At 37.3% G+C, this 15,353-nt stretch carries 14 protein-coding genes; 10 read left to right on the top strand and 4 right to left on the bottom strand.

Annotated features, from left to right (window positions below; genetic code table 11):
* Positions 1-11: 11 nt before the first annotated feature.
* Entirely contained in the window at positions 12-632 is a 621-nt protein-coding gene (gene lexA / locus IGJ52_RS06730; protein ID WP_010715203.1) for a transcriptional repressor LexA, read from the bottom strand.
* A 150-nt stretch (positions 633-782) separates the two neighbouring features.
* On the opposite strand from lexA, the gene IGJ52_RS06735 reads away from it, so the two are divergent.
* Both IGJ52_RS06735 and tkt read left to right on the top strand, forming a co-directional pair.
* The gene (locus IGJ52_RS06735) at positions 783-1,025 is read left to right on the top strand and encodes a DUF896 family protein (protein WP_002384502.1); all 243 of its coding nucleotides are present in this window, start codon (positions 783-785) and stop codon (positions 1,023-1,025) included.
* 71 nt (positions 1,026-1,096) lie between these two features.
* Positions 1,097-3,091, top strand: coding sequence for a transketolase (gene tkt / locus IGJ52_RS06740; protein ID WP_438791984.1), 1,995 nt, complete (start codon positions 1,097-1,099; stop codon positions 3,089-3,091).
* A gap of 51 nt (positions 3,092-3,142) precedes the next feature.
* On the opposite strand, the gene IGJ52_RS06745 is transcribed toward tkt, so the two are convergent.
* Positions 3,143-4,333 (bottom strand): MFS transporter, encoded by a 1,191-nt coding sequence (locus tag IGJ52_RS06745; RefSeq protein WP_002357563.1) that lies wholly within the window; start codon positions 4,331-4,333, stop codon positions 3,143-3,145.
* Positions 4,334-4,687: 354 nt separating this feature from the next.
* On the opposite strand from IGJ52_RS06745, the gene IGJ52_RS06750 reads away from it, so the two are divergent.
* From IGJ52_RS06750 to IGJ52_RS06765, 4 genes are all read left to right on the top strand, one after another.
* A complete protein-coding gene (locus IGJ52_RS06750; RefSeq protein WP_002357562.1) occupies positions 4,688-5,548 on the top strand; it encodes a glucosaminidase domain-containing protein in 861 nt (286 codons plus the stop codon).
* Between the two features lie 228 nt (positions 5,549-5,776).
* Positions 5,777-6,709: a cysteine synthase A gene (gene cysK, locus IGJ52_RS06755; RefSeq protein ID WP_002366697.1), complete on the top strand. Its 933-nt coding sequence runs from the start codon at positions 5,777-5,779 to the stop codon at positions 6,707-6,709.
* A gap of 138 nt (positions 6,710-6,847) precedes the next feature.
* Entirely contained in the window at positions 6,848-7,291 is a 444-nt protein-coding gene (locus IGJ52_RS06760; RefSeq protein WP_002357560.1) for a Fur family transcriptional regulator, read from the top strand.
* A gap of 297 nt (positions 7,292-7,588) precedes the next feature.
* Positions 7,589-8,929, top strand: a complete 1,341-nt coding sequence (locus IGJ52_RS06765; RefSeq protein ID WP_002357559.1) for an NADH oxidase — start codon at positions 7,589-7,591, stop codon at positions 8,927-8,929.
* A gap of 47 nt (positions 8,930-8,976) precedes the next feature.
* On the opposite strand, the gene IGJ52_RS06770 is transcribed toward IGJ52_RS06765, so the two are convergent.
* On the bottom strand, positions 8,977-9,585 hold the full coding sequence (locus tag IGJ52_RS06770; RefSeq protein WP_010715206.1) for an NUDIX hydrolase N-terminal domain-containing protein: 609 nt from the start codon (positions 9,583-9,585) through the stop codon (positions 8,977-8,979).
* 224 nt (positions 9,586-9,809) lie between these two features.
* Between IGJ52_RS06770 and IGJ52_RS06775 the strand changes: the two genes are divergently transcribed.
* Together IGJ52_RS06775 and IGJ52_RS06780 are read left to right on the top strand one after the other, a co-directional pair.
* The gene (locus tag IGJ52_RS06775; protein ID WP_033591669.1) at positions 9,810-10,262 is read left to right on the top strand and encodes a GNAT family N-acetyltransferase; all 453 of its coding nucleotides are present in this window, start codon (positions 9,810-9,812) and stop codon (positions 10,260-10,262) included.
* 19 nt (positions 10,263-10,281) lie between these two features.
* Positions 10,282-10,809, top strand: coding sequence for a GNAT family N-acetyltransferase (locus IGJ52_RS06780; protein ID WP_104855740.1), 528 nt, complete (start codon positions 10,282-10,284; stop codon positions 10,807-10,809).
* Between the two features lie 54 nt (positions 10,810-10,863).
* Here the strand turns inward: IGJ52_RS06780 and IGJ52_RS06785 are convergent, their stop codons facing one another.
* A complete protein-coding gene (locus IGJ52_RS06785) occupies positions 10,864-11,682 on the bottom strand; it encodes a helix-turn-helix transcriptional regulator (protein WP_002369381.1) in 819 nt (272 codons plus the stop codon).
* 136 nt (positions 11,683-11,818) lie between these two features.
* Between IGJ52_RS06785 and IGJ52_RS06790 the strand changes: the two genes are divergently transcribed.
* Both IGJ52_RS06790 and IGJ52_RS06795 read left to right on the top strand, forming a co-directional pair.
* Positions 11,819-13,567: an ABC transporter ATP-binding protein gene (locus tag IGJ52_RS06790; protein ID WP_010708179.1), complete on the top strand. Its 1,749-nt coding sequence runs from the start codon at positions 11,819-11,821 to the stop codon at positions 13,565-13,567.
* Entirely contained in the window at positions 13,560-15,338 is a 1,779-nt protein-coding gene (locus IGJ52_RS06795; protein ID WP_002378276.1) for an ABC transporter ATP-binding protein, read from the top strand. The genes IGJ52_RS06790 and IGJ52_RS06795 overlap by 8 nt, the downstream gene beginning before the upstream one ends.
* The last annotated feature ends 15 nt before the right edge of the window (positions 15,339-15,353 follow it).

Consider the following 15,353-nt stretch of genomic DNA (forward strand, 5'->3'; position numbering starts at 1 on the left):
CCTTTTTTTTATTAAATATGATTCCGATATAAACCAACAACTTTACCTAAAATTGTAACGTTATCTAAAAGAATAGGCGCTAATGCATCATTTTCAGGCTGCAAGCGGATATGATTTACTTCTCGGAAGAATCGTTTACAGGTTGCTTCATCTTCATCGGTCATTGCGATTACGATGTCGCCATTATTGGCATTCGATTGCTTACGAACAATCACTTGGTCGCCATCTAGAATACCTGCGTTAATCATACTTTCTCCTCGAATCGTCAACATAAATAAAGCATTTTCTTCTGTACGTAAATCAGGAGGTAACGGGAAGAAATCTGATGCTTCTTCCACCGCTAAAATTGGTTCACCAGCAGTTACGACACCTAACATCGGAATAGTTGTCGGTTGAATTCCGATCTTTTCCAAGCCTTCTGGTGTTAATTCGATTGCTCGCGGTTTTGTTGGGTCACGTAAGATTAGACCCTTTTTTTCAAGACGAGCTAAATGTCCGTGAACGGTAGAAGTTGAGGATAAATCAACAGCCTTCCCAATTTCGCGAACGGTTGGCGGATAACCCTTTAATTCGACTTGTTCGTATATATATTTAAGTACTTCTAATTGTCTTGTTTCTGTACGTTTCGCCAAAACCCGCACCTTCTTTCAATTGATAAAATTAGTGTACCATAAAATGCGAACGAAATCAAACAAGCGTTCGTGTTTTATAAATATCAGAATATAGTTGTTTTTTTAAGGCAGTTCTTATAATATAGACAGTGAGAGTAAGGAGGGATTTTGATGTTATCGAAAGAAAAAATTGCCCGTATAAATGAATTAGCGAATAAAGCAAAAGTGGAAGAACTTAGTGCGAAAGAAAAAGTCGAACAACAAGAATTACGTAAAGAGTATTTAGAAGCATTTCGTGGAGGGATGCGTCACCATATCGAAGGAATGAAGGTCGTGGATCAAGAAGGGACCGATGTGACTCCTGAAAAACTAAAACAAATTCAACGTGAAAAAGGACTTCACAACAGAAAGTAATTGCTTTCATTGTCGAAATAAGCTACACTATGAATAAAGGTAAAAAAAACCTAAATTAGGAGATGATTTTTTTGTTTGACAAGACAGATCAATTGGGCGTTAATACAATCCGGACATTAAGTATTGAAGCCGTACAAAAAGCGAACTCAGGACATCCTGGTTTACCAATGGGTGCTGCCCCAATGGCGTATGCACTTTGGACAAAACATTTAAAGGTGAACCCAACAACTTCTAGAAACTGGGTTGATCGTGATCGTTTTGTACTTTCAGCAGGCCACGGCTCTGCAATGTTGTACAGCTTATTACATCTATCAGGATACAACGTAACAATTGACGATTTGAAAAATTTCCGTCAATGGGATAGTAAAACACCAGGGCATCCAGAAGTGCACCACACAGATGGTGTTGAAGCAACAACGGGACCTCTAGGACAAGGGATTGCTATGGCTGTTGGTATGGCAATGGCTGAAGCGCATTTAGCTGCAACTTATAATCGTGATAGTTTCCCTATTATGGATCATTACACGTACGCAATTTGTGGTGACGGCGATTTAATGGAAGGTGTTTCTCAAGAAGCAAGTTCAATGGCTGGTCATATGAAATTAGGTAAATTAATTGTCTTGTACGATTCAAATGACATCTCATTAGATGGACCAACTTCTAAAGCCTTTACTGAAAATGTTGGGGCTCGTTATGAAGCATACGGATGGCAACATATTTTAGTTAAAGACGGCAATGATTTAGATGAAATAGAGGCTGCGATTGAAGCGGCTAAAGCTGAAACAGATAAACCAACACTGATTGAAGTTAAAACAGTCATCGGTTACGGAGCACCAAAAGAAGGAACATCTTCCGTTCACGGCGCGCCAATTGGTGAAGAGGGCATTACAGCGGCTAAAGCTGTTTATGGTTGGGAATACCCTGACTTTACTGTGCCAGAGGAAGTCGCTGCTCGTTTTAAAGAAACGATGATTGACGAAGGCCAAAAAGCTGAAGAGGCTTGGAATGAGATGTTTAAGAACTATGAACATGCGCATCCAGAATTAGCCAAACAATTTAAAGAAGCTTTTGCCAACCAATTACCTGAAGGTTGGGAACAAGAATTACCTAAATATGAACTAGGAACAAGTGCTGCAAGTCGTGTAACAAGTAAAGAAACGATTCAAGCTATTTCAAAAGTTGTTCCAAGTTTCTGGGGCGGTTCAGCCGATCTATCTGCCTCAAATAATACAATGATTGCTGCAGAAAAAGATTTCGAACCTGGTCAATACGAAGGCCGTAATATTTGGTTTGGTGTTCGCGAATTTGCAATGGCTGCAGCAATGAACGGGATTCAATTACACGGTGGTAGCCATGTTTATGGCGGGACATTCTTCGTCTTTACTGACTACTTGCGTCCAGCAATCCGTTTAGCCGCTTTACAAAAAGTTCCTGTAACTTACGTCTTAACACATGACTCTGTTGCGGTGGGTGAAGATGGGCCAACACACGAACCAATTGAGCAATTAGCAAGTGTTCGTTGCATTCCAAATGTTCATGTGATTCGTCCAGCAGACGGCAATGAAACTGTTGCTGCTTGGAAAATTGCTATGACTTCTACGGAAACACCAACTATTTTAGTTCTAAGTCGTCAAAACTTACCTGTTTTAGAAGGAACGTTAGAACACGCTTCTGCTTCTGTTCAAAAAGGTGCTTATGTATTGTCACCACAAAAAGGTGAACAACCAGCAGGGATTTTAATTGCGACTGGTTCTGAAGTAAATCTAGCAGTGGAAGCACAAGCGAAATTAGCGGAAGAAGGCATCGATGTATCTGTCGTGTCAATGCCAAGTTTTGATTTATTTGAAAAACAATCTGCTGAATATAAAGAAAGTGTGTTACCTAAAGCTGTGACAAAACGTGTGGCAATTGAAGCTGCAGCAAGCTTTGGTTGGGAACGCTATGTAGGAACGGAAGGCAAAACAATTACAATTGATCACTTCGGCGCTTCTGCACCTGGCGGTCTAGTTCTTGAAAAATTCGGCTTTACTCCTGAAAATGTGGTTAATACCTATAAATCACTATAAATAAACATTAAAAAACCTGAATGCTTGTGATAGCATTCAGGTTTTTTTGCTTCATTTCTTTTTGGGAGCAAAGAGCATAAAGTGGAAAAATAATGCGAACAATTGGAACCCAATACCAGTTAAAGTAACACCAGACCAACCATAGTTTTGCCACATTAATGTACCAATCAATGAACCCAGTGAACCGCCGATGAAATAGAAAAACATAAAGACGGTATTGTTACGATTGCTGGCTTCTTCTCCCAAATTTTGGACGCGTGTTTGATTGGCTACTTGCCCAAATTGAGTACCGATATCTAAAACAATAATTGCTAAGATTAGTAAGACCACATGTGTTCCACCTAGAAAAAGTAAGATAAAACTACCGAACTGCATCAACAGGCCAATCAAAACAATCTTCCGTTCTGGATAATAATCGGATAGACGACCAATGATGGGTGCTACGAAAGCTCCCGATAAACCAAAAATTGCTAGAATACCGACTTCTTTCGGTCCCCAATAATAAGCTGGACTACTAACAAAGAAAATTAATGTAGACCAAAAGATTGAAAAGGTTGCAAACATAAAAAAGCCATTGACAGTTGCTTCTCTTAACAAAGGTTGCGATTTGATTAGCTTAGGAAGACTTTTCAAAGAACCCAAATAAGTTAATCGATTTGAAGTTTGAGTATGTATCACTGTTTTGGGCAATTTTAATTGGAGTAGAACGACCAATGCTAACACGAATATTACGGCGATTAGGTACACTGTTCGCCAAGAAGCTGCACTAGCAATGAAACCCGAAATCGTTCGAGACAATAAAATCCCTGTCAATAGTCCGCCAAGCATTCGACCTGTTACTTTACCACGGTTCGCTGGCCCCGCCATGACCGCTGCATAAGGAATAATAATTTGGGCGACAATAGAGAGCAACCCAATAAAAAAAGAAGAGAGTGCAAACAGGAGAAAACTTGGTGCAAAAAACGCAGCACTTAGAGACAGCGAGGAGAGTGCGGCTACTCGAATGATTAATTTGCGGCGATCAACGACATCGCCTAATGGAACAAGAAAAAGTAAGCCTAGCGCATACCCTAATTGGGTCAGCATAGTAACAAAACCAATAGACCCAATACTGACTTGAAAGGCCTGAGCAATTTGGGTGCCAATTGGTTGAATATAATACATATTGGCGACCACGACCCCGCAAGTTAACGCTAATAAAAACGTCACTTGATTTGTTAAACCCGATTGTTGTTTCTTCATCTAACCACCTACATTTCTATGTAATTCATTTTGTAATACAACAACTACTCGGTAATAGTTGTTTTGACTAAAAAAACAGACTTCTCTTATAAAGTTTGTTCAAAAAGTGACAAGTCCATTAAAAAGTTTATCACAATAAATAAAGAAAAGTAAGAGGATAAATAACAAAAATCTCATCAAAACGAAAAGAAGAAGTGGTTGTTTTCACAAGTGTAGAGAGGGTTAATTAAATACAAACAAGATTTCAATTACATTACAGAAATTTTAAAACTCAAAATTTAATACGTTTATTTCTTGTTTCAATAGGAAATTAACGGTAAAATAGAAAAGTGAGACAGTGAGGAGGAAAAATGAATGAGCGAACAGTTAACAAGAAGTAGTAAACATATTCAAAAAGCTCTTAAAAAGCAAAAAGCTTATAAACGTGCTACCGCCGTTGCGGGGACTTCAATGATTTTAGCACCTGTGGTTGGTGCTGCGGTACCTGCCCAAGCAGAATCGAGCCAGCAAGCATTTATTAATGAAATCGGAAATTCAGCAGCAGCCGTTGCCAATAGCAATGATATGTATGCTTCCGTCATGATTGCTCAAGCGTTGCTAGAAAGTAGTTATGGTAGTTCTGGGTTAGCATCTGCACCGAACTATAACTTGTTTGGTGTAAAAGGAAGTTATAATGGACAATCTGTTTATATGCCAACAAAAGAATATTTAGACGGACAATGGGTGACCGTCACAGCAGCATTTAGAAGTTATAATTCTTATGCGGAATCGTTCCAAGATCATGCCAATGTTATTCGTTCCACTGCTTTTGGGGATACATACCATTATTCAGGCGTTTGGAAGAGTAATACTAGCAGTTATCGCGATGCAACAGCCGCTTTAGCTGGAAGTTATGCAACTGATCCAGGCTATGCCGAAAAATTGAATTGGTTAATTGAAGCATATAATTTAACTCAATATGATTGGGGAGCACCAGTCGCTCAAACCACTAGTTATTCAGATACAACGGGAACCGTTGATACAACAATCGATACAGCGGCTTCTGCAACAGCAACAGCAGAAACTGTAGCTAGTCAAAGTTACACTGTCGCAAACGGCGATACATTGTGGGACATTGCTGCACGTTTTGGAACGACAGTTGATAATTTAATGTCACTAAATGGATTAACATTGGATTCTGTTTTATCGGTGGGTCAAACCATCCAAATCGGTTAATTTTGCAATTATTTAGTTGAAGAAAGACCTTACAAAAGCAGTAGTTTTTGTAAGGTCTTTTATCGTGAAAATAGGTAGGGCCAGCAGCAATTATTTGATGAGTATAATCCGTTTTTTTATTTAATTTTTCACAAACTAAAATTCGTTTTTCTGGTAGAAATCGTTTTTTTGAGCTATGCTTAGAGAAAGAATTATTATATTGTTTGTAAAATTGGAGGATGTAGGATTATGACTAAAGGTTATGTAAAATCAGTAACAGAGTTAATTGGTCAAAGCCCAGTTGTGAAATTAAAACGGATGGTACCAGAAGGAGCTGCAGATGTTTTTGTTAAACTAGAGTTCTTTAATCCTGGTGGCAGTGTGAAAGATCGAATTGCTTTAAGCATGATTCAACAAGCCGAAGCAGATGGTCGCCTAAAACCTGGACAAACGATTATTGAGCCGACTAGTGGTAATACAGGCATTGGGTTAGCAATGGTAGGTGCTGCGTTGGGATATCCAGTTAAGATTGTGATGCCAGATACTATGAGTATTGAACGCCGCAAATTAATGCAAGCATATGGGGCTGATTTATTATTAACCCCTGGTGCCGAAGGAATGAAAGGGGCAATTGCAAAAGCTACAGCATTAGCAGAAGAACACGGGTACTTCATGCCTTTGCAATTTAATAATCCAGCTAATCCAATGGTACATGAACAAAAAACAGGAAAAGAAATTGTTGATGTCTTTGGTAAACGTGGCTTAGATGCGTTTGTTTCTGGTGTTGGCACTGGGGGAACCGTTACAGGAGTTGGCCATGAATTGAAGCGGATTTTTCCAGATATTGAAATTGTTGCAGTAGAACCAACGGAGTCGCCTGTTTTAGAAGGTGGCGAACCAGGTCCACATAAAATCCAAGGAATAGGTGCTGGCTTTGTCCCAGACGTTTTAGACACCACCGTTTATCAAAAAGTTGCCGCCGTTTCTAGTGAAGACGCGTTAGAAACTGCTCGTTTAATGGGGCCAAAAGAAGGCATCCTTGTGGGGATTTCAGCAGGGGCAGCAATTAAAGCTGCCATTGATTTGGCAGTCGAATTAGGCGCAGGCAAACGTGTCTTAGCGTTGGTTCCGGATAACGGTGAACGTTATCTTTCGACAGCTCTTTACGAATTTCCAGAATAAAAAACACGCCAAAAAACGAGCATTTCTCTTAGTTTAGTAAAATGCTCGTTTTTTCCACGAGAATCCTACAATAATTCTTGTCAATCGTAATAAGAAATAGTATTATTTAAGAAAGATAGACAGGGGAGGGATACAAAGATGGACAACGTATTGGTTAAAAATGCACTTGCTGAATTAAAAGAAGCCAATATCCGAATTACTCCGCAACGTTATGCTATCTTGGAATATTTAATCGAAAATCATACACACCCAACAGCTGATGAAATTTATCGCGCACTAGAAGATCATTTTCCAAATATGAGTGTAGCAACGGTTTACAACAATCTACGTTTATTTACTGAAATCGGTTTCGTTCAAGAAATGAGTTATGGCGATGCATCTAGTCGTTTTGATTTTAGTTCGAAGAAACATTATCACGTGATTTGTCAAAAATGTGGTAAAATCGTTGATTTTCATTATCCAGGGTTAGAGGACGTTGAAATGGCCGCTAGTAAATTAACAGGCTTCGAAATTAATGAACATCGTTTAGAATTATATGGATTATGTCCAGATTGCCAACAAGCACAACAGGAGAATGTGTAAAAAATTACATACTGTTAAAAATTTATCAAAAGATAAGTCACTTGTCTAGGCAAATTTCACAAGCGTAAGAGTTTTCACTCTTATGCTTGTTTTTTTGTGTGGTTATTGACTTTTAAATTCTTAAAAACAAAAAATTAACTAGCTATTATTAAGAATTAGCAACAGTTTGTGAATTTTTTTATATGCGATTCACAAGCATAGAACTCGAATAAGCTTGATTCCTCTGATATATTTTAAACAGACAGAGGGAGACGTCACCTCTGCAAAACAAAGATTGTGAAAGAAGGGATTTACAACATGAAAGTCGTAGTCGTAGGATGTACCCATGCTGGAACTTCAGCAGTTAAAAGTATTTTAGCAAATCACCCGGAGGCGGAAGTCACTGTATATGAAAGAAATGACAATATTTCCTTCCTATCTTGCGGAATTGCCTTGTACGTTGGAGGCGTAGTTAAAAATGCTGCTGATCTATTTTATTCAAATCCAGAAGAACTGGCTTCTTTAGGAGCAACAGTGAAGATGGAACACAATGTTGAAGAAATCAACGTGGACGACAAAACTGTTATAGCGAAAAACTTACAAACGGGTGCAACAGAGACCGTTTCTTATGATAAATTAGTAATGACAACTGGTTCTTGGCCAATTATTCCACCAATTCCAGGAATTGATGCTGAAAATATTTTATTATGTAAGAACTATTCACAAGCCAACGTGATCATCGAAAAAGCGAAAGATGCCAAACGTGTCGTTGTCGTTGGTGGCGGTTATATTGGTATTGAATTAGTAGAAGCTTTTGTAGAATCAGGTAAACAAGTTACTTTAGTTGACGGGTTAGACCGCATTTTAAATAAATATTTAGATAAGCCATTCACAGATGTTCTAGAAAAAGAATTAGTTGATCGTGGCGTTAATTTAGCTTTAGGTGAAAATGTCCAACAATTCGTAGCAGATGAGCAAGGAAAAGTAGCAAAAGTCATTACACCAAGTCAAGAATTCGAAGCAGATATGGTGATTATGTGTGTTGGTTTCCGTCCAAATACAGAATTATTAAAAGATAAAGTTGACATGTTACCAAATGGTGCAATCGAAGTCAATGAGTATATGCAAACAAGCAATCCTGATATTTTTGCTGCGGGTGATAGTGCAGTTGTTCACTACAACCCAAGTCAAACAAAAAATTATATCCCATTAGCAACGAATGCTGTTCGTCAAGGTATGCTAGTAGGTCGTAATTTGACTGAACAAAAATTGGCTTATCGTGGCACACAGGGAACTTCTGGCTTATATTTATTCGGTTGGAAAATTGGTTCAACAGGTGTGACAAAAGAAAGTGCCAAATTAAACGGACTAGATGTCGAAGCAACTGTTTTCGAAGATAACTATCGTCCAGAGTTTATGCCAACAACTGAAAAAGTTCTGATGGAATTAGTTTATGAAAAAGGAACACAACGCATTGTTGGTGGTCAATTGATGTCTAAATATGATATCACACAATCTGCCAATACTTTATCATTAGCGGTCCAAAATAAAATGACTGTCGAAGATTTAGCGATTTCTGATTTCTTCTTCCAACCACATTTTGATCGCCCTTGGAACTACTTAAACTTATTAGCCCAAGCCGCTTTAGAAAATATGTAATTAATAATAGAAAAAGGATGAAGAACAGAAGTTCTTCATCCTTTTTGTTAGTCACTAAGCGCTCCAGTTGTTTGGTTCATTAATGCCATTAATTGCTCTTTCGTTGTTCGTTTGATAGAAAGAGGGGGGAGATTATCTAAAGAAAAATAAGCACAATTCGAGGTTTCAATGTTTTTTTCAAAGGGATGATTTTCTAAAATCTCACAAGAAAAGATCATTTTATAGTACTGAAATAGTTGAGGAATGTCTTTTCGTTTATCTGTATCATAAACAGCAAGCAATTCTTTTGCTGTAACAACTAAGCCAGTTTCTTCCAATACTTCTTTTTCAATATTTTCTTTAGGGGAGTAGCCAATTTCGGCATAGCCACCAGGTAATGACCATTCTTTGGTCCGTAAATCTTCAACTAATAAAAAACGATTCTCTTTTTTTATTAAACCGCGAACATCTACTTTCGGTGTTGGATAACCTTCCTCTTTAGTTAAGATTTTTTCTAAGTCGGGCAAGACAGTCGCTTCGTGTCCGGTTGCGCTAATAAGTTGTAACGTAAGTTCCCGTAGTTCTTGGTAACGTTCTTGATCAAAAGCATCTTTCCCGTAAAAAAGACCTGCATCTGCCAATGCTAGCAACCGCTTATAGGTGTTCAGATAATCCATATACGCACGCTCCTCATAGACTTAATACGTTTAGTTTAACAGAAAAAAATAAAGGAAGGGCAGATTAAGTGAAAAAAGGAGTCGGTTTAAGGAAATAATAAAGAATAAATGACTAGCTTACATTTTTAAACTACTTATGCTATTATTTAATAAAAAGGATCGTGTATACAATAATTTTGTTATGTAAACAAAAAGGAGGTTGTAAATTGAAAGAATTCACAATTATGAGGGAAAAAAATGCAGATAAAAAGACTCAGATAGCACAAGAGGTATTGTTTAATCTTCCAGAATGGTTTGGCCTTGAAAAAGAGACCCGTAAGTATATCGATATAGCTAGTACTTTACCTATGTGGGTGGCAAAGGATGTAGAGAATAAAATACTCGGTTTTATAACACTTTCAGAAACAAGTAAAGATACAGTAGAAATCCATTGTATGGCAGTTAAAAAGCGGTATCATCGCAAAGGTGTCGGCAAGTTATTGATAGAAAGCGTGGAAACGTATTCTAAAAATAACTATTTTTTTATTCAAGTCAAAACAGTTGACGAAGGAAATTATTCCGTGTACGATCATACTATTCGTTTTTACGAATCATTGGGTTTTAAGCGCCTTGAGGTTTTTCCGACATTATGGGACGCTTGGAATCCTTGTTTAATTTTAATTAAACAGTTGATTTAATCTACAAAGGAGTTTTAGTATGTCAGTATTTATTAGAGAGTGTACCGTCGCAGACGTACCAGAATTAGAGGCCATTTGCCAAGAGACTTTTGCAGATACTTATGGAGATGGCGAAAACGAAGAGGATTTACAGGCACATTATGAGAGGAAATTTAGTCCAGCAGTTTTAGAAAGCGAAATCTTACATAAAGATTCGCAATATTTCTTTGCTTTTTATAATAATGAACTTGCAGGTTATGTGAAATTAAATCACGGTGATGCTCAGATTACCTATCAACATCCACAAGCGTTACAAGTTGAGCGCATTTATATTCGTAAATCTTTTAAGCGTTTAGGCTTAGGCAAACATTTGATTACGAAAGCAATTGAATTAGCAGAAGAAGCAGAAAAAGAGACGGTTTGGTTAGGTGTTTGGGAACATAATCATTCAGCGCAAAAATTTTATCAATCATTAGGCTTCGTCAAAACAGATGAACATGATTTTTATATGGGAAATGAACGTCATACCGATTATACAATGACGAAACAGTTAAAAGAGTCAACGTAAAGCAAAAACAAGGAAACGGACGCAATGAAGCCGACGATTCCTTGTTTTTTTATCTTAAAATTGTGAAGGGGATTTTCCATAATATTTTTTGAATAATTTACTGAAATGATAGGCATCTTCGTAACCAACCGTTTTTGCCACTTCTTTGACACTTAAGGAATCATTTTTCAGCAATTCTTTCGCATGGTTTAAGCGGATTTGAATTAAATAATTGATTGGCCCAACGCCTGTGGCCGCTTTAAAGGTTTTCGACAAATAAGTCGGGGTAACATATAACATTTCAGCTAACTGTTCCAAAGTAATTTCTTCGTCATGGTGCGTTTCCAGATAATAAATCGTATGATTGACTAAATTTCGTTTTCTTTTTTCCGTTTTCGATAGCCGAGTTTCAATTTTATTTTCTTGATCAACTGCTAAGCTTCTTAAAATATAAACCAATAGTTCAATAACTAAAGCTTTAATTTGTAACGCTGATTCAACTTCTTGATGGTTTAATTCATGAACAATTTGCCAAGCTTTTTCTAAAAAAGCACCATGTAAATGACTCAAATCTAATAAAGCTGATTTATTTGGAAATACGTTTCGCGCTAAGCCTTCTAAATAGAGATTTGAAATGCCAATGTGTAGTTGATGTGAGTAAGTTCCTACTTTTTGTTGCTCACCATGTTCCGTTCGCGGATTAAAAAGAAACACCGTACCAGCAGTGGCATGGTACTGTTGCCCTTGAACAATATATTCAGATTCACCTTCTAAAAGAATAGATATTTCCAGAAATTCATGATGATGACAATTATAAGGGTGGGTCTCTTCGTTCCAAGGATCGAAGGCATATAAAATTTCAGGATTAAACGTTCGACTATTTGTGTAGTTCATAAAAAATCACTCCTACTTGTATCCGCTTTCTATACTATATTGTACATCAAAATATACAAGAATGCCCATTTCTTTTCCTATAAAAAAACAGTAATCTTATACACGTCCATAAAAACAAGAGAGAGTAGGGGAGAAAATGAATAGTTTTGAATGGATTTGGCAATATGCTAAAAAAAATAAGAATAAGTTACTGCTAGCTGTTATTTTTGTCGTTATTAACGCTATTTTAATTGTTATTATTCCATTGTTATCTGGCAGAATTGTAGACCAAGTAATCAATCAGGGGAAAACTGAAGAGCTTGTCCCAATTCTTGGGATTATGATTGGGGTGACCGTTATTCGGACAGTTGTTCGTTATAGTTATCAAGTCTTGTTTGAATCGGTTGGACAATCTGCGTTATTTGACTTAAGAAAAGATATGTATGTCAAACTTCAAGAATTAGATTTTGATTTCTTTAATCATACACGTGTTGGCGATATTATGGCGCGAATGACAGGGGATACAGACGCTATCCGCCATTTTGTTTCTTGGGTCACTTATAACCTCTTAGAATGTATTTTATGGTTCATCGCAGCCGTGATTGTGATGGGGACGATCAATTGGCAATTGATGCTGGCATTAATTTTAATTACGCCTTTGATTTTTCTGTTAACACAAAAAATGTCGAAGGAATCGCATCCGGTATTTTTTGAGATCCGGGAAAGTTTTTCTCGGCTAAATTCGATGGTCGAAGAAAATATTGGTGGAAATCGGGTGGTTAAAGCTTTTTCTCAAGAACCTTATGAAATTGAAAAGTTTAACAAGCACAATGAAGACTATAAAAAATGGAATATGGCTTCTGCAGATGTCTCAAAAAAATATTTACCGTGGTTAGACGGTTTTGCAGGTAGTTTAAATGTTATTGCCTTAGTTCTTGGTGGCCTCTTTGTAATTCAAGGTCGGATGACAATTGGTGATTTAGTGGCCTTTAACGGTTTTCTCTGGATGTTGAACATGCCGATGCGAATGAGTGGCTGGTTGATCAATGATGTGCAACGCTTTACGGCATCGTCCATTAAAATTCGTCAGTTATTAGCAACGAAACCGAAGATTCCCATTGCTCGGGAAAAAGAAGCAGAACCAATCCAAGGCTATGTGACGTTTGATCACGTGTCCTTTCATTTTTCAGATGATCCAGAAACCCCCATTTTATCGGATGTTTCATTTTCAGCAAAACCTGGTGAAACAATTGGTATTTTAGGGGAAACTGGTTCAGGCAAAACCACTTTAGTTAACTTAATCGCTCGGTTCTATGATCCAACAAAAGGCACTGTTTATATTGATGGAAAAGATGCTAAAAGCTATTCTGTTCGTAAATTGCGAGAAAATATCTCCATGGTTATGCAAGATGTCTTTCTTTTTTCCAATACAATAGAAGATAACATTGCTTTTGGTAACACATTGGCTAACTTGGAACAAGTGCAAATGATGGCTGAAATTGCTGATGCCCATAGCTTTATTTCCAGAATGCCCGAAGGTTATGCAACAATTGTTGGTGAACGCGGCGTTGGCCTATCTGGTGGCCAAAAACAGCGGATTTCACTGGCCCGTGCCTTAACCAAAGATCCAGCTATTTTAATTTTAGATGACACAACTTCCGCTGTTGATATGGAAACAGAATCAAAAATTCAAAAAGAACTAGGTCGTTTGACGGAAAAGAAAACGACATTTATTATTGCCCACCGAATTTCTTCTGTGAGAGAGGCCAATTTAATTTTGATGATGGAAAAAGGCCGTGTGGTAGAAAGCGGTACGCATAGCGAATTAGTCGAACAAAGAGGCAAATATTTTGACGTATATCAAAAACAATTAGGTCTGACAAAGGAAGGTGAGTCGCGTGGCTAGAAATACGTTTGATGTAGATGAGACTTTAGAAAAAGAATTTAATTGGTCCCACTATAAACGATTAGGCGCCTATATTAAGCCTTACAAAAAAGCTGTTTTTAAAACATTATTTGTCATCATATTAGCTAATCTGGCAAGTATGTTAGGCCCTTACTTTACTAAAATTGCGATTGACCAAGTAATTCCACAAAAGAATCTCTCGTTACTCTTGATACTAGGAGCTATTTTCCTATTTTCCTTGGTGATTATTGGTTGGTGTATGCGCTATCGGATATATGCCATCACAGAAATTGGACAAGATATTTTAAAAGATATGCGTTTTTCAATTTTTGAGCATCTACAAAAATTACCATTTTCTTACTTTGACAGTCGGCCGCATGGGAAAATCTTAATTCGGGTGGTCAATTACATCAATACGTTAAGTGATTTATTAAGTAACGGATTGATCAATTTAATTTCTGATTTATTTAATGTGATTATTACCTTAATTTTCATGTTATTTATTGATGTGAAATTAACCTTATACAGTTTACTGCTATTGCCTGTGTTGTTCGTGATGGTTCTATTTATTCAAGGGAAACAACGGAAAGCTTACCAAGAGCTTAGCAATAAACAATCAAACTTAAATGCCTATATTCATGAAAGTATTTCAGGAATTAAAATTACACAATCTTTTGCACGAGAAGATGAAAATTTCCAGATTTTTAACGAGGTAAGCGAAGAATATCGTCAATCCTTTATGAAAGCTGTGCGTGTCCAGTATTTATTATGGCCAGCAGTGCAAAATATATCCGTCATTACGACTTGTTTTATCTATTTCGTAGGAATCCGTCAATTAGGTGTGTCCGTTACTACTGGGACGCTAATTGCTTTTATCGGTTATATCAATAACTTTTGGAATCCAGTCATCAATATTGGTAACTTCTACAATTCTCTGATTACTGCAACTGCCTATTTGGAAAGGATTTTTGAAACGATGGATGTTGTTCCAGAAATTCAAGATGCGCCGCACGCTATTGCGTTGCCGCCAATTAAAGGAACCGTTGACTTTCAGCATGTTTATTTCCGTTATGAAGAAGGAAAAAATATTTTGACCGATGTTAGTTTTCATATTGAGCCAGGACAAACAATCGCCTTGGTTGGGCCAACAGGTGCGGGTAAAACAACAATCATCAATTTGTTAAGTCGTTTTTATGATGTGAATGAAGGGGCCGTTAAAATTGATGGTTATGATGTTCGCGATGTGACACTCCGTTCGTTAAGAAAACAAATGGGGGTAATGCTTCAAGATACGTTTATTTTTTCAGGAACAATTATTGAAAACATTCGGTACGGAAATTTAGCAGCCACAGAGGAAGAAGTTATCCAAGCCGCAAAAATTGTTCGTGCGCACGACTTTATCAAGGATTTAAAAGATGGCTATGAAACAGTTGTGGAAGAGCGGGGTAGTACACTCTCGGCAGGACAACGCCAATTAATTTCATTTGCTCGTGCTTTACTGGCAGATCCCAAAATTTTAATTTTAGACGAAGCAACCTCCAGTATTGATACAAAAACAGAAGAATTGTTACAAGAAGGACTACAACAACTTCTAAAAGGACGGACATCGTTTATTATTGCTCATCGGCTTTCTACCATCAAAAATAGCGATAAAATTTTCTATATTGATGGTGGTCGTATTGTGGAAGAAGGGTCTCATGATCAACTAATGGCAAAACATGCGTTATATCATCATTTATATCAATCGCAATACGACTTATTAAAGAGCTAGATGATAAAACAGAGA

The sequence above is a fragment of the Enterococcus sp. DIV1758 genome (assembly GCF_051711985.1).
GTDB lineage: Bacteria > Bacillota > Bacilli > Lactobacillales > Enterococcaceae > Enterococcus > Enterococcus faecalis.

Bases quoted from the DNA above. Each gene is read 5' to 3' on its own strand.
- IGJ52_RS06735 (WP_002384502.1), top strand. From the start codon at position 783: ATGTTATCGAAAGAAAAAATTGCCCGTATAAATGAATTAGCGAATAAA.
- IGJ52_RS06745 (WP_002357563.1), bottom strand. From the start codon at position 4,333: ATGAAGAAACAACAATCGGGTTTAACAAATCAAGTGACGTTTTTATTA.
- IGJ52_RS06750 (WP_002357562.1), top strand. From the start codon at position 4,688: ATGAGCGAACAGTTAACAAGAAGTAGTAAACATATTCAAAAAGCTCTT.
- cysK (WP_002366697.1), top strand. From the start codon at position 5,777: ATGACTAAAGGTTATGTAAAATCAGTAACAGAGTTAATTGGTCAAAGC.
- IGJ52_RS06760 (WP_002357560.1), top strand. From the start codon at position 6,848: ATGGACAACGTATTGGTTAAAAATGCACTTGCTGAATTAAAAGAAGCC.
- IGJ52_RS06765 (WP_002357559.1), top strand. From the start codon at position 7,589: ATGAAAGTCGTAGTCGTAGGATGTACCCATGCTGGAACTTCAGCAGTT.
- IGJ52_RS06770 (WP_010715206.1), bottom strand. From the start codon at position 9,585: ATGGATTATCTGAACACCTATAAGCGGTTGCTAGCATTGGCAGATGCA.
- IGJ52_RS06775 (WP_033591669.1), top strand. From the start codon at position 9,810: ATGAGGGAAAAAAATGCAGATAAAAAGACTCAGATAGCACAAGAGGTA.
- IGJ52_RS06780 (WP_104855740.1), top strand. From the start codon at position 10,282: ATGTCAGTATTTATTAGAGAGTGTACCGTCGCAGACGTACCAGAATTA.
- IGJ52_RS06785 (WP_002369381.1), bottom strand. From the start codon at position 11,682: ATGAACTACACAAATAGTCGAACGTTTAATCCTGAAATTTTATATGCC.
- IGJ52_RS06790 (WP_010708179.1), top strand. From the start codon at position 11,819: ATGAATAGTTTTGAATGGATTTGGCAATATGCTAAAAAAAATAAGAAT.